General features: G+C 74.2%; 11 protein-coding genes. 2 read left to right on the plus strand and 9 right to left on the minus strand.

Annotated features, from left to right (window positions below):
* Nucleotides 1–2 precede the first annotated feature (2 nt).
* From LG395_RS14350 to LG395_RS14360, 3 genes are all read right to left on the minus strand, one after another.
* Nucleotides 3–368: a response regulator gene (locus tag LG395_RS14350; protein WP_225809792.1), complete on the minus strand. Its 366-nt coding sequence runs from the start codon at nt 366–368 to the stop codon at nt 3–5.
* Between the two features lie 270 nt (nt 369–638).
* Nucleotides 639–1379 carry a response regulator transcription factor gene (locus tag LG395_RS14355; RefSeq protein WP_225809795.1) on the minus strand — a complete coding sequence of 247 codons (741 nt, stop codon included), beginning with the start codon at nt 1377–1379 and terminating at the stop codon, nt 639–641.
* Nucleotides 1376–2665 carry a sensor histidine kinase gene (locus LG395_RS14360; RefSeq protein WP_225809798.1) on the minus strand — a complete coding sequence of 430 codons (1290 nt, stop codon included), beginning with the start codon at nt 2663–2665 and terminating at the stop codon, nt 1376–1378. The genes LG395_RS14355 and LG395_RS14360 overlap by 4 nt, the downstream gene beginning before the upstream one ends.
* A gap of 180 nt (nt 2666–2845) precedes the next feature.
* Between LG395_RS14360 and LG395_RS14365 the strand changes: the two genes are divergently transcribed.
* On the plus strand, nt 2846–5368 hold the full coding sequence (locus LG395_RS14365) for an FtsX-like permease family protein (RefSeq protein WP_225809801.1): 2523 nt from the start codon (nt 2846–2848) through the stop codon (nt 5366–5368).
* A 202-nt stretch (nt 5369–5570) separates the two neighbouring features.
* On the opposite strand, the gene LG395_RS14370 is transcribed toward LG395_RS14365, so the two are convergent.
* The 5 genes from LG395_RS14370 to LG395_RS14390 form a co-directional block, all read right to left on the minus strand.
* Nucleotides 5571–7445, minus strand: coding sequence for an MFS transporter (locus LG395_RS14370; RefSeq protein ID WP_372463229.1), 1875 nt, complete (start codon nt 7443–7445; stop codon nt 5571–5573).
* 83 nt (nt 7446–7528) lie between these two features.
* Nucleotides 7529–8062, minus strand: coding sequence for a MarR family winged helix-turn-helix transcriptional regulator (locus LG395_RS14375; RefSeq protein WP_225809808.1), 534 nt, complete (start codon nt 8060–8062; stop codon nt 7529–7531).
* 134 nt (nt 8063–8196) lie between these two features.
* A complete protein-coding gene (gene poxB / locus LG395_RS14380) occupies nt 8197–9930 on the minus strand; it encodes a ubiquinone-dependent pyruvate dehydrogenase (RefSeq protein WP_225809810.1) in 1734 nt (577 codons plus the stop codon).
* 290 nt (nt 9931–10220) lie between these two features.
* The gene (gene tatA / locus LG395_RS14385; RefSeq protein ID WP_225809811.1) at nt 10221–10469 is read right to left on the minus strand and encodes a Sec-independent protein translocase subunit TatA; all 249 of its coding nucleotides are present in this window, start codon (nt 10467–10469) and stop codon (nt 10221–10223) included.
* A 135-nt stretch (nt 10470–10604) separates the two neighbouring features.
* Complete coding sequence (locus LG395_RS14390) at nt 10605–12230, minus strand: dolichyl-phosphate-mannose--protein mannosyltransferase (protein ID WP_225809813.1); 1626 nt, start codon at nt 12228–12230, stop codon at nt 10605–10607.
* A gap of 203 nt (nt 12231–12433) precedes the next feature.
* Between LG395_RS14390 and LG395_RS14395 the strand changes: the two genes are divergently transcribed.
* Nucleotides 12434–13234, plus strand: coding sequence for an SDR family NAD(P)-dependent oxidoreductase (locus LG395_RS14395; RefSeq protein ID WP_225809815.1), 801 nt, complete (start codon nt 12434–12436; stop codon nt 13232–13234).
* A gap of 65 nt (nt 13235–13299) precedes the next feature.
* Here LG395_RS14395 and LG395_RS14400 read toward each other — a convergent pair whose 3' ends face one another.
* Nucleotides 13300–13920 (minus strand): TetR/AcrR family transcriptional regulator, encoded by a 621-nt coding sequence (locus tag LG395_RS14400; RefSeq protein ID WP_225809817.1) that lies wholly within the window; start codon nt 13918–13920, stop codon nt 13300–13302.
* Nucleotides 13921–13986: the final 66 nt, after the last annotated feature.

Below are 13986 nucleotides of genomic sequence, written 5' to 3' on the forward strand. Positions count from 1 at the left end.
GCTCACGGCGCCGAGGGGGCGAACATCCCCTTCAGGTCGGCGTCGAACAGCTTGTCCTTGGCGACGAAGGACTCGATTCCCGCTCTCCGCAGTTCCTCCTGCGACCAGAACGACTTGTCCGTGGAGGTCAGCACGATCCGCGGCGGGTCCTCCTCCTCGGTCAGCCGACGGGCCACGCTCAGTCCGTCCAGGTCGGGCAGGTGCAGGTCGAGCAGGAGTCCGTCGGGGCGGTGTGCCCGCACCGCGGCCAGGGCCGAGGCGCCGTCCCGGGACTCCGCCACGACACGCAGGCCCCGTGCCGTCAGCAGCGTCGTGGCGATGCGGCGGAACCCGGGGTCGTCGTCGACGACGACGATGTTGATGCACATGACCTCAGCATGCCCAACGGTCGGACGGCGGGGCCATAGGGGGAGCCCTACGGTTTGTGTACCACCCATGCAGGGGTAACTCCGCCTGCGCCCGGGGGGCCTCCCGCAACCGGACGGGCGGCGCCGGGCGGGTCGCGCCTCGGCCGCCCGCACCCCCTCGGCGGCCCGCCCGATCAGCGCGCGGACCCGAAGCCGGGGTGCGCCCCGTCACGCCGGCCGGCCACGGCGAGAAACATGTGTGCCGGCCTCCTCCCCAGCGCGTCCCGGGTGTCAGTCGCCGGCCGGGCCCCGCGTGTTCTGCCCGGCGCACACCCCGTTCTCCCAGGCCCAGGCGGCGATCTCCACCCGGTTGCGGGCGGCCAGCTTGCGCTGGACGCTGCCGAGGTGCGTCTTGACGGTGGACAGGGAGACGTGCAGCTCGGCCGCCAGTTCCTCGTTGGTACGGCCGCGCGCGACGAGTCGTACGACGTCCAGCTCGCGGGCGGTGAGCGGGAGTTCGAGCGCTGTCGGGCGGGTCCCGGACGAGCCGCGCCGCCGGTGCGCCGGCTTCCCCGAGCCGGACGCGGACACGGCGTCGGACACGGCGTCGGTCATGTGCCGGAGCAGCCGGACCGTCACCGCCGGGGAAATCAGGGCGTTGTCGGCGGCCACCGCCCGCACGGCCTCGACGAGCAGCGCGGGGGAACCGTCCTTGAGGAGGAAACCCTGGGCGCCGTTGCGCAGCGCCCGGTACACGTACTCGTCGAGGTCGAACGTGGTGGCGATGAGCACCTTCAGCGGGTCGGGCGCCTCCGGGCCCGCCAGCAGCCGGGTCGCCTCCAGACCGTCGACGCCCGGCATCCTGATGTCCAGCAGGCACACGTCCGGACGCAGCCGGCGGGCCTCCCGGACCGCGGTGCCGCCGTCGGCCACCGAGGCGACGATCTCCATGTCGGGCTGGGCGCCGAGGATCATGCCGTAGGCCGAGCGGATCATCTGCTGGTCGTCGGCGATGAGGATGCTGATCGTCATGGCTCCAGGGTGGCAGTCGTACGGTCGTCACCGGGACGCCGGTCGTCCCCGGGGGCGGGCAGCGGGCCGGGCAGCGGGATACGGGCCTCGACGAGCCAGCCGACGCCCGGCCGCGGCCCCGCGGTCACGGTGCCGCCCACCATGGCCGCGCGTTCGGCGAGCCCGACCAGTCCGTACCCGCAGCGGGCGGCCCCGGCGCCCCTGCCGGAGGGTTCCCCCCCGTCGGCGTCGGCGGGCGCCCCGCCGCTCCCGGCCGCGTCCGGTCCGTCGTCGGTCACCGACACGAGCACGGACGGGCAGGCGGTGTCACCGGCCAGCCGCACGTCGACGGTGACCGCCCCGGCCCCGCGCGCGTGCTTGCGCACATTGGTCAGCGACTCGCGTACGACCTGGTGCACGGTGGCGGCCACACCCGGCGGCAGCGCGGCGGCGGTGAGGCGGGGATCGAGGGTGAGAGCGGTGGCGGGGCCGGCCGCGGAGCAGTGCTCGGTCAGGGCGCGCAGGTCGGCGAGTTCCGCGCCCGCAGCCGCCGGGCCGCCGGGGGCGCGCAGGACCGCCACCATGGCGCGCATCGACTGCATGGCCTGCGACCCGGCCTCCTCCACGGCCGCCAGCATGCCGTCCAGTTCCTCGGGCGACGGGGGGCGCCCGGCCGCCGTCGCGTACCTCACGGCCTTGGTCTGGGCGACGATCGCGGTCACGTGGTGGCCGACGAAGTCGTGCAGTTCCCGCGCGTACTCCAGGCGCTGCGCCTGGAGCCCGGCCTGGTGCTCCTGCGCCCGGTAACGGTCGAGCAGCCGGAGGTACAGGCCCAGCGCCGTCGCCAGGGCGGCGGCGAACCAGAGCGCCGGGACCACGAACGGCACCAGCGGCGCGTACTCGGACGGCGGCAGCCGCAGGAGGATCACGGTCAGCGCGACCAGCGCCCCGCCGGCCAGGGCCGCGGCGCGCGGCGGCGGACGCAGGCGCACCGCCCGGACGACGACCAGCAGCAGGGCGGAGGTCTCGACGAGCCCGAAGGTGGTGTCGGGCCGGGCGGCCACCCGGGTGGTCACGAGGGTCACCAGGCAGGAGGCGAGGACACCGGCGGCGGCCACCGCGTCGAAGCGGTCCCGGCGCACGGCGACGGCGGCGAGCGGCAGGCCGCCGGACACCGTCCAGGCGGCGGCCAGCGGCAGGGAGCCGGTGTCGGCGCCCTCGGTGGCCGCCGCGGCGGTCAGCAGGACCGCCGCGCAGGCCGCCGCGATCCGCCTGCCTCCCGCCGGGACGTCGAAGAGCTGGTTCATGCCGGGGAGGGTACGGCGCTCCCCCGCCGCCGCGCCTCGTCCGTTCGGCCGAGGGACGCCCAGGTGCGCGCCCCGCACTTCGCACCTCCGGCCGATCCGCGCGGGCCCCGGCCCGGTCAGGATCGGACCGTCCGCCGGCTCCCCGGCACCCCGCCCCCGACCGCAGCGCTGGAAGGCCCCATGCTCCGTACCGTCACGCGTTCCGTGCTCCGCGACCGGCACCGCTTCGTCCTGCCCGCCCTGGCCGTGCTGATCGGCGTCGCCTGCGTCAGCGGCTCCCTGCTGTACACCGAGTCCCTGGCCCGGGGTGCCGAGCGGCTCCAGCGGGCCTCGCGCCCGGACGTGTCCGTGGAGGTGCGCCCCACCGGCGGCGGCGCGGCACCCGGCGAGGCGCTGCGGCGCGGGCTCGCCGCGCTGCCCGGGGTGGCGGCGGCCCGGGGCACCCTGCGCGGCCCGGCGTTCCTGGTCGGGCGCGACGGCACCCTGGTGGGGCCGCCGTCCGCCGGCGTCGGGGTGAACTTCGTGCCGGACGCGCACGGCGCCGACCCCCGTTACCCGATGACGCGGGGGCGCGGCCCGCAGGGCCCCGGGGAGATCGCCGTGGACCGGTGGTCGGCAAAGCGGGCCGGGCGCCGGGTCGGTGACCGGGTGCGGGTCGTCGTCACCGGCGAGGTCCGTACGGTACGGCTCACCGGTGTCTTCACCGTGTACGACCCCGCCACCGCCGCCGGCGGCACGGTGACCGCGTTCGACGCGGCCACCGCGCGGGCCCTGTTCGCGCCGGCGCCCGGCCGGTACGCGTCGGTGACCCTCACGGCCGCCCCCGGCACCCCGGCGCGGACCCTCGCGCAGCGGGCGTCACGCGTCCTGCCGCACGGCCTGGACGCGGTGACCCGCGCCGAGCTGGACAGGGAGGCCGCGGCGGCACCCGACCGGAAGAAGCTCGGCACGCTCCTGCTGCTCTTCGCCGGCATCGCCCTGTTCGTCTCCGCCTTCCTGGTGAGCAACACCTTCACCATGCTGAGCGCCGTCCGGGCACGTGAGCACGCCCTGCTGCGCGCGGTGGGCGCGAGCCGCCGCCGGGTGCTGGGCATGGTGCTCGCCGAGGCGGCCGTCGTCGGAGCCGTGGCGGCCGTGGCCGGGTACGCGCTCGGGGCGGGCGCGGCCACGCTGCTCGCCGGCCTGTTCGGACCGGCCGCCGGGCCCGCGGGCACCGCCCCGCCCGCCCTGTTGTCGCCCGTTCCGCTGCTGACGGCCCTGTGCGTCGGCGTGGGTCTCACGGCCGCCGCCGCGTACGTCCCCGCCCTGCGGGCCTGCGCCGTCGCCCCCGTGGCGGCCCTGCGCACGCACCTGCCGGCCCCGGCCGCCACGCTGCGGCGCCGCACCCTGGCCGGCCTCGCGGCCACCGCCGCCGGCGCGCTGCTGATGGCGGCGGGCGAGGGCGACCTCGGGGTCCTGTCGCTCGCCACCGCGGTGCTGCTGGCCGGGCTGATCCTGCTCACGCCGCGGCTCGCGGACGCCGTCACCCGGGCGCTGCGCGCGCCGGTGCGGCTGCTGACCGGGGTGCGCGGCACCCTGGCCCTGGCCAACGCGCGCCGCGATCCACGGCGTACGGCGGCGACCGCCGGGGCGCTCACCGTGTGCGTGGCGCTCGTCGGCGCGGTCACCGTGGCGCTGTCCTCGCTGAGCGCCACGGCGGGGCGGGAGGCGGAGGCCGCCATGCCGACGGACCTGCGGATCACCGCGGTCGACTACGCGCGGATCGGCGCGCACACGGCGGCGCGGGTGGCGCGGCTGCCGCACGTGGCGGCGGTCAGCGCGGTCCGCGAGGCCGGCTTCCGCCTCCGGGACGGCTCCGACCTGTGGGCCGCGGTGGTGGATCCGCGGGCGGTGGGCCGGGACCGGCTCGCCGACCTCACGGTGCGCGCGGGCGACCTGGACGAACTGGCCGGCCGGGCCGACGGCATCGCGGTCACACGGGACCTGGCCGAGGAGCACGGGTGGCACCTGGGTGACCGGATCTCCGGCAGGCGTCTGGACGACGACGGCGCGGCGGACGGCCCGGCGCTCGACCGCCTGATCGTCGCGGTCTACGACGGCCCCGACGCCCTCGGCCCGGCCCTGCTGCCGCAGGGCGCGGTGACCGGGAGCGGTACCCCGGACGGTGGGGTGCTCTCGGTGCTGGTGCGTGCCGAGCCCGGCCGCACGGCCGCGCTGAAGGAGGAGATCCGCCGGGCCCTGCACAATCCGGTGCTGCTGGTCCAGGACCGGGCGGATGCGGCACGGGAGGCGGAGCGCGGTTTCGGCCCGCTGTTGTCGGTGCTGTACGCGATGCTCAGTGTCACGGTCGCCGTGGCGGCGCTGGGCGTGGCCAACACCATGGGCATGGCGGTCTTCGAGCGGGCCCGGGAGATCGGCCTGCTGCGCGCCGTCGGTCTCGACCGCGCGGGCGTGCGGTCGATGCTGCGGGTGGAGGCGGTGGTGGTGTCGGCGCTGGGTGCCGGGCTGGGCATCCTCGCGGGCTGCGCGGCGGGGGTGGCCGCGGTGGCCGGACAGCACGGCGCGGTGATCTCGGTGCCGTGGGCGGCCCTGCTGGCACTGTTCGCGGGCGCCGGCGCCATCGGCGTGCTCGCCGCGCTCGCACCGGGTGTACGGGCGGCGGCGGTACCGGTGACCCGGGCGGTGGGCGGCGAGGTCGGCTGAGCTGGTGCCGGGCGTCGGCGGCTCGCGCACACGTGGGTCGACATGCAGGCCGCCCGTGTGCCGACCGAGCCCGGCCTGCCGTGTGGTGGCCGTGCCGGTCCAGGGCGGGACCGGCACGGCCGCGTCGTACGGGTCAGCCCGTCGGTGCCGTCAGCAGGACGTCGTGGACGACCGACACGTCGTCCAGCCAGCGTCGTGCCGGTCAGCCCGTCGGTGCCGTCAGCAGGACGTCGTGGACGACCGACTCGTCGTCGACCACGATCGTGGACTCCTGCGGCGGGTAGCCGTCGGCGGAGGTGACCAGGACGTACCGCCCGGAGCCGGGGGCGTCCAGCGTGTAGGAGCCGTCGGCCCGTACCTCCGCCCGGCCCAGCCGCCGGCCCTGCGGCGAGGTCAGCGTGACCACGGCCCGCGGGACGGGCTCGCTCCCGTCGACGCTGACCCGGCCGCTGACCGGAACGCCTCCGGGCGTGGGGACCTGCGCGTCCGTGTCGACGGCCTCCGCCGGTACGGGCATCCCGGCGACGGCCTCGGCGGTCTCCGCGGCCTGGGCCGCCTGCGCCGCCTGGACCAGGCCGCTGGAGGCGCGCAGCGGGACCTCCTTGATGAACAGGGTGACCAGGAAGGCGATCAGCGCGACCGGGGCGACGTACATGAAGATGTCACCGATCGCGTGCCCGTAGGCGCCTTCCAGCCAGGTGCGGACCGGGGTGGGCAGCAGGGCGAGGTCGGGCAGCCTGCCGTCGCCGGAGGTCTTGGCGGCCACGGCCCGGTCCGGCGGGCTGAGCCGGGTGACGGTCTCGCGCGCGTAGTGGCCGATCCGGGTGGTGAGGACCGAGCCGAGCACGGAGACGCCCACCGCGCCGCCGAGGGAACGGAAGAAGGTCACCGTGGAGGACGCGGCACCGAGGTCGGTCGGGGCGACCTGGTTCTGGGTGCACAGCACGAGGTTCTGGAGGGTCATGCCGACGCCGAGGCCCATCAGCGCCATGCACAGCGCGATGAAGAGGTACGGGGTGTCGTAGCGGAGCATGCCCAGCAGGGCCAGGCCCGCCGTCAGCAGCACACCGCCGGTCAGCAGCCAGCCCTTCCACTTGCCGGTGCGGGTGATGACCCGTCCGGAGACCGTGGAGGAGACGAACAGCCCCGCGATGAACGGGATCGTCATGACGCCCGACCTGGTCGGTGAGTCGCCGCGCGCCAGCTGGAAGTACTGGCTGAAGAAGACGGTGCCCGCGAACAGCGCGATGCCGACGAAGAGGGAGGCGACCGAGGCGAGGGCGATGGTGGGGTTGCGGAACAGCCGCAGCGGGATGACCGGTTCGGCGGCCTTCGTCTCGACGAACAGGAAGATCAGCGCCAGCACGATCGACGCGCCCACCAGGGTGTACGTCTGCCAGGACAGCCAGGCGTACTTGTCGTCGGCGAAGGTGACCCAGATCAGCAGGGTGCAGACGGCCGCGGTGACGAAGAAGGCGCCGGCCCAGTCGACCTTGACGTCTCGCTTGGCCACGGGCAGGTTCAGCGTCCGCTGGAGGACCACCAGCGCGACGAGCGCGAAGGGGATGCCGACGAACAGGCACCAGCGCCAGCCGAGCCAGCCGGTGTCGGTGATGACACCGCCGAGCAGCGGCCCGCCGACGGTGGCGACGGCGAAGGTGGCGCCCAGGTAGCCGGAGTACCGGCCGCGCTCGCGCGGAGCGATCATCGCGGCCAGGACGACCTGGGCCAGCGCGGACAGTCCGCCGCCGCCGAGACCCTGGATGACACGGGCGGTGATCAGCGTCGCGGGGTCGGGCGCGAGACCGGCCACCAGGGAGCCGGCGCAGTAGACGATCAGCGCCGACTGGACCAGGGCCTTCTTGCTGAACTGGTCCGCGAGCTTGCCCCACAGCGGGGTCGACGCGGTCACCGCGAGCAAGGAGGCGGTGACGACCCAGGTGTAGGCGCTCTGACCGCCGCCGAGGTCACCGATGATCCTGGGCAGCGCGTTGGTGACCACGGTGGAGGACAGGATGGCGGCGAACAGGCCGAGCAGCAGTCCGGACAGGGCGCGCATGATCTGCGCGTGGGTCATCGGCGCGTCGGGCGAACCTCCTCCCGGACGGGCGTGGGCCCGCACACCTGCTTTCGGGGTGGTTGTCATGGGGTGTGTCGTCCTTACGTGGTGACAGCGGGTGTACGGGGTGGACGCTCGTCGGACGGTCCGGCGCCGGGGTCCTGTGCCGTCCCGGGGGGCTGCTCCGCCCAGGGCTCGCGTCCGGTCCACGGGTCCTCGAAGCTCTCCCGGAGCCGGGCCATGAGACACGTCAGCCGGCGGACGTCCTCGTCGCTCCAGCCGCTGAGCCGCCGGGCGAGCGTCCGCGCGGTGTGCGCGGACAGTTCGGTGAGCATGGCCCGGCCCTCGGGGGTCAGGCGCAGGATGCGCGAGCGCCGGTCGGCGGGATCGGGGCTGCGGTCGATCCAGCCCCGGGCGGCCAGATGGGCGACGTGGCGGCTGGTGACCGACATGTCGACGGCGAGCAGTTCCGCGAGCCTGCCGATGCGCATGTCGCCGTCGTGGCCGAGCAGGGCCAGCACCGTGGCGGCGACGCTGGAGCAGCCGCCCGGAAGGATCCGGCCCAGCTCTCGTCGTACGGATCCGATGGCGCTCAGCTGGCGCATCAGCTCCTCGTACTGGGCTCTGTCGGCCACACGTGCCTCCCCATATTATTGCTCAAGGCAACCATGCAGGTGCCCGATTGCCCGAGGCAAGCGTCTTCACATGTGCCCTGGCGCACACATGTCATCGAAACACATGTTTCAGTCGGCGGCCGGCCGGGGGCCGGTCAGCGCAGGACCCGCCGGGCGACATTGGTGGTGACCAGGTCGAGGAGTTCCTCGCCCCGGCCGGACAGGATGGTGCGGATCGCGTAGAGCGTGAAACCCTTGGCCTGCTCGACTGTGACCGCCGGCGGCACGGACAGCTCCTGGCGGGCCGTCATGACCTCGACCAGGGCGGGGCCGTCGTGCGCGAAGGCTCCCTTGAGCGCGTCCTCCAGGTCCCCCGGCCGCTCCACCCTGCGGGCCCACAGCCCGACGGCGGCGGCGACCTCGGCGAGCCGCGGATTGTCCAGCTCGGTCGCGTAGTTGACGATGCCGGCCGCCTTCATCTCCAGCTCGACGAAGTTCAGCGAGCCGTTGTTGAAGACGACGATCTTGGCGGGCAGGCGGTTCTGCCGCAGGGTGAACAGCTCCCCGAGGAGCATGGTGAGCCCGCCGTCGCCCGACAGCGAGACCACCTGACGGCCCGGGTACGCCGCCTGCGCGCCCACGGCGTGGGGCAGGGCGCAGGCCATCGTCCCGTGGTTGAAGGAGCCGAGCAGCCGCCGGTGTCCGTTGAAGGTCAGGTAGCGGGCCGCCCACACCACCGGGGAGCCGACGTCGACGGTGAAGACCGCGTCCCGGTCCGCGAGGCGGTCCAGGGTGCGGGCCACGAACTGCGGGTGGATCGGGGTGCGTTCGCGGTCGTTGACGGCGAGCGCGTCCAGCGACCTGCGCGTGCGGGCGTAGTGGGCGAGGGCCTCGTCGAGATGCCCCCGCCCGCTCTTGACGGTCAGCAGCGGCAGCAGCGCGGGCAGGGTGTCGCGCACGCTGCCGACCAGGGGCAGGTCGACGTGGGTGCGCCGGCCGATCTGCTCGCCGCGGATGTCGAGCTGGACGACCTTGGCGCCCCGCGGATAGAACTGCCGGTAGGGGAAGTCGGTGCCCAGCATCAGCAGGGTGTCGGCCTCCTCGATCGCCTTGTAACCGGAGGCGAAGCCGAGCAGACCGGTCATCCCGACGTCGTAGGGGTTGTCGTACTCGACGTACTCCTTGCCGCGCAGGGCGTGCACGACGGGTGCCTTGAGGGTCTCGGCGAGCCGGACCAGGTCGTCGTGGGCGCCGGCGGCCCCCGCGCCCGCCAGGATCGTCACCTTCTGCCCGTCGTTCAGCAGCGCCGCGGCCTCGCGCAGATCGGCGTCGTCCGGGCGCACGACGGTCCTGGCCGGGCGCACCACCGTGGGAGCCAGGTCACGGCCGGTCCGGCCGAGGAAGATCTCACCGGGTACGACGACGACCGCGACGCCCCTGCGCTCGACGGCCGCCCGCATCGCCATCTCCAGGACGCGCGCACCGTGCTCGGGGCTGGTGACGGCCTCGGCGTAGACGCTGCAGTCGGCGAACAGTTCCTGCGGGCGGGTCTCCTGGAAGTAGCCGGAGCCGATCTCACCGGCCGGGATCTGGGCGGCGATGGCGAGGACCGGCACACGGCTGCGCTGGGCGTCGAAGAGGCCGTTGACCAGGTGCAGGTTGCCCGGACCGCAGCTGCCGACGCAGACGGTCAGCTCACCGGTGAGCCCGGCCTCGGCCGCAGCCGCGAAGGCGGCGCTCTCCTCGTGCCGCACGTGCACCCAGTCGACGTCCCCGTCCCGGCGTATGGCGTCCGTCAGGCCGTTGAGGGAGTCGCCGGGCAGGCCGTACAGGCGCCGCACGCCGGAAGCCTTCAGGGAGGCGATGACGTGGTCAGCGAAGGTGGGCATACGGGTCGCCTTTCGTCGGTCGTGAGCGCGTCCGGGGCGGCGGGCCAGCCGCGCGGGCCGGTGCCCGCCTGCTCGCTGTTCGGCGCGTGCGAGCAGCACCTGATCAGTGTCGGGGAACCGACATCGCGCACACATCCGTCGAATGACTGCGTCACCGGCGCGACGGGGCCTTCCGTCCCTGCGTCGGACGACTGCCCCGTTTCGTCCTCCGGCGGCCCGTGGGCCGCGGCAGGCGGGGCCCGGCGGGTGCGCACCGGCGGACACGGCCCCGGTCGCCCGGGCGGCGGCGGTCAGCGTTCGGTGGCGGGCCCTGTCGTCGCGGTCCCGGCGGAAGGGGTGCGGCCGTCCTGCGCGACGGCGGAGGCGGCGGCCCCCTCGACGGCGTCGTCCTCCCGCATGGCCCGGGCCTCGCTCTTGAGGATGCGCATCGAGCGGCCCAGACCGCGGGCCGCGTCGGGGAGTTTCTTCGACCCGAACAGCGCGATGAGCACGACCGCCACGATGAGCAGGTGCCAGGGTTCCAGTCCGTTGCGAAGCATGGGGTGTTCTCCTCGGGTCGGTGTTGGTGTCAGGTGTCGGGTTTCGGGTGTCGGGTGTCGGGTGTCGGGTGTCAGTACACAGAGCGGAACACATATGCGTCTTCCGCGCAATAGCGGGCAACCTGGTACGTGCCGTCACACCCAGGTGTCGAGCCACATCCTGCTGTGCCAGTCGGCGTACGGGATCATTTGCCCGGTGTAGAGCGGGAGGAAGTAGACGAAGTTCCAGGCGATGAGCAGGACCAGCACACCCGCGGCCACCGCGCCCACCGTGCGGCGTCCGCGGTCCGCGCCCGGCGGGCCGGCCACGGCTCCCAGCAGCATCGTCACGGCCAGGCACAGGAACGGCACGAGGACCACCGCGTAGAAGGAGAAGATCGTGCGGTCCTGGTAGAGGAACCAGGGCAGATAGCCGGCGCCCACCCCGCACAGGACGGCGCCGGCCCGCCAGTCGCGGCGCAGCGCCCATCGGTGGAGCAGGTACACCAGGGCGCAGCACGCCGACCACCACAGCAGCGGTGTGCCGAGGGCGAGGACCGTCTGCGAGCAGTCGACCGCCGTGTGGCAGCCGTCCTGCCCGGGCTTCGGAGCCTGGTAGTGGAAGAGCACGGGGCGGCCCAGGACCAGCCAGCTCCAGGGGTTGGACTCGTACGAGTGGGGCGAGTGCAGCCCCACGTTGAACTGGTAGACGCCGTACTCGTAGTGCCACCAGCTGCGCAGCGGGGCGGGAACCCACGACCAGGTGCCGCCGCGGCCGTCGGCCCAGTGGCGTCCGTAACCCTTGCCGGACAGGAACCAGCCGGTCCAGGTCGCCAGGTACGTCATCGCGGCGACCGGGACCAACGACAGGAACGACCGGCCCAGGTCCTCGCGCAGCACCGCCCGGTACGGGCGGCGGGCCCCGGCGACGCGGCGGGCGCCGACGTCCCACAGCACGGTCAGGACCACGAAGAACGCGAGGACGTAGAGCCCGTTCCACTTGGTGGAGGCCGCCAGTCCCAGGAAGAGGCCGGCGGCGAGCCGCCAGGGGCGGGCCCCGGTCCCGGCACGGTCACCGGTGTGCGCGTCCGGGCGCGCCCGGCCGTCCGCGCCGACGGGCAGGGCCGCCGCGAGCCGGGCCCGTGCGCGGTCCCGGTCGATCAGCAGGCAGCCGAACGCCGCCAGGACGAAGAACATCACCACGAGGTCCAGCAGCGCGGTACGGCTCATCACCAGGTGCAGACCGTCCAGCGCCATCAGCGCGCCGGCCAGGCACCCCAGCAGGGTCGAACGGAACAGGCGGCGGCCTATCCGGCACAGCATGAGCACCGACAGGGTGCCGAGGGCCGCCGTCATGAACCGCCAGCCGAACGGGTCCAGGCCGAACATCCACTCGCCGAGGGCGATCACCCACTTGCCCGTCGGGGGGTGCGCGACGAAGGCCCCGGTGTCGGAGAGCGGGACCGCCTGGGGGTGCGCGAGGATCTGCGGGTCGGTGATCTTGCGGTCCGGCCAGGTGCCCTCGTAGCCGAGCCGCAGCAGGGACCAGGCGTCCTTGGCGTAGTAGGTCTCGTCGAAGACGAGGCCGCGCGGCCGGCCGAGGTGCCGGAACCGGACCGCCCCGGCCAGGACGGCGACGAGCACCGGCCCCAGCCAGTCCATCGCCTTCGCGACGCGCTGCGCACGCGCCGGACCGAGACGTGTGCGCTCCCACAGGCGGTCCGCCGGCTGCGGGAAGGGCGGAACGAGACGCTCGCGGACATCGGTCCCCGGGCCTGCCATGCCTCCGGGGGCACGCGTCGCGCTGTGTGGGTGCACTGCTGTCGCCTTGTTCCTTTGCGTGTCGCTTGCCCCTGATGATGCCGCCCGGGCCGTGCGGGTTCCACGGTTCGCACGGGAACAAAAAAGTCTACGGCTGTATACTTGGTGCCAGTGACACACCTTCCCTGCCACCACGGCATGGAGTCCCAGAAGAGAGAACAGCAATGAACCTCAATCTGACCGGCAAGCGCGCACTCGTCACCGGTTCGAGCAGCGGGCTCGGTGAGGCCACCGCGAAGCTGCTGGCGGCGGAAGGCGCGGCGGTCGTGGTGCACGGCCGGGGCAAGGAACGCACGGAGAAGGTCGCGCGGGAGATCCGCGAGGCCGGCGGCAGCGCCACCGCGGTTCTCGGCGACCTGTCCGACGACGAGGCCGCCGCCGGGGTGGCCCGTGCGGCCACCGCCGACGGTCCCGTCGACATCCTCGTCAACAACGCCGGCTTCTACCGGCACCTGTCGTGGGCCCAGGCGAGCCCCGACGAGTGGCGGGACACCTACAACGTCAACGTCGTCTCGGGTGTCCGGATGATCCAGCACCTGGTCCCGGCGATGCGGGAGCGCGGCTGGGGACGGGTGGTGACGATCGGCGGCGGTCTCGCCTCCCAGCCGATGAACACCCACCCGCAGTACAACGCCACCCTGGCGGCCCGGCACAACCTCGCCGTGTCGCTGGCCCGTGAGCTGAAGGGCACCGGCGTCACCTCCAACGTGGTGTCACCCGGAGCGATCCTGGTCGAGGCCACCAAGGAACTCGTCACCGGTATCGGCCCCGCCCGGGGCTGGGGCCACACCTGGGAGGAGATCCAGCCCAACGCCGTCGAGGCACTCATCCCCAACGACCAGGAGCGGTTCGGCGAGCCGGACGAGATCGCGGCGGCGGTGGCGTACCTGTGCAGCGACTACGCCCAGTACGTCAGCGGAGCGACGATCCGCGTGGACGGCGGGCTCATCCGGTCCGCGTTCTGAGCGCGAGCGGACGACATGCCCGCCGACGCGTCCCGGCTGGGACGCGGACGCGGCGACGTGACCTCCTAGCCCTCCGCGCCGTCCGGGCCGGCGGCGGGCGTGGACGTGGCGTCGGTCTCGCCGGTGACCGGGCGGAGCATGCCGGCGAGGATCTCCGCGAGGCGTTCGTTGTCGGCCGCCGCGAGCGCGCCGATGCCGACGACGCTGCGCAGCAGCCACGTACCGGCGACCAGCGCGAGCCCGAGCTGAGCGCGGACGTCCGCGTCCGAGCCGCCGAGCAGCCCGGCGAGCCGGGCGCCCACGTGGGTCTCGACGCCCTGCCGGACGATGCTCGCCGCCTCCGGGTCCGACGCCGAGCGCAGCAACAGCAGGAACGGGTCGAGCGGCTCGGCGCCGGGCGTCGTACGCTCGGCGAGCGTGCGGGCGATGGAGTGCGCCAGACCGGGGAGTTCGTCGCCGACGATGGTCGGTGGGCCGAAGGCACGGTCGACGGCCTGGGCGAACAGGCCCTCCTTCGAGCCGAAGTAACGGTTGATCATCATCGCCGTGACACCCGCTCGCTCGGCGATCTGCCGTACCCCGGCCCGGGCGTAGCCGTGCTCGGTGAATTCGACGACCGCGGCCGCGAGGATCGCCTCGCGTGTCGCGGCGCCGTCGCGTTTACGGGCGGGCTGTGCGGCGCTCATGGCGACGAGCATACGTGGGGCCGCTTCGACGCCCGGCGTGCGCCGCCCCCAGGCAGCGCGGCGGCG

Origin of the sequence: Streptomyces spinosus (genome assembly GCF_020400655.1) — a bacterium.
GTDB lineage: Bacteria > Actinomycetota > Actinomycetes > Streptomycetales > Streptomycetaceae > Streptomyces > Streptomyces argyrophylli.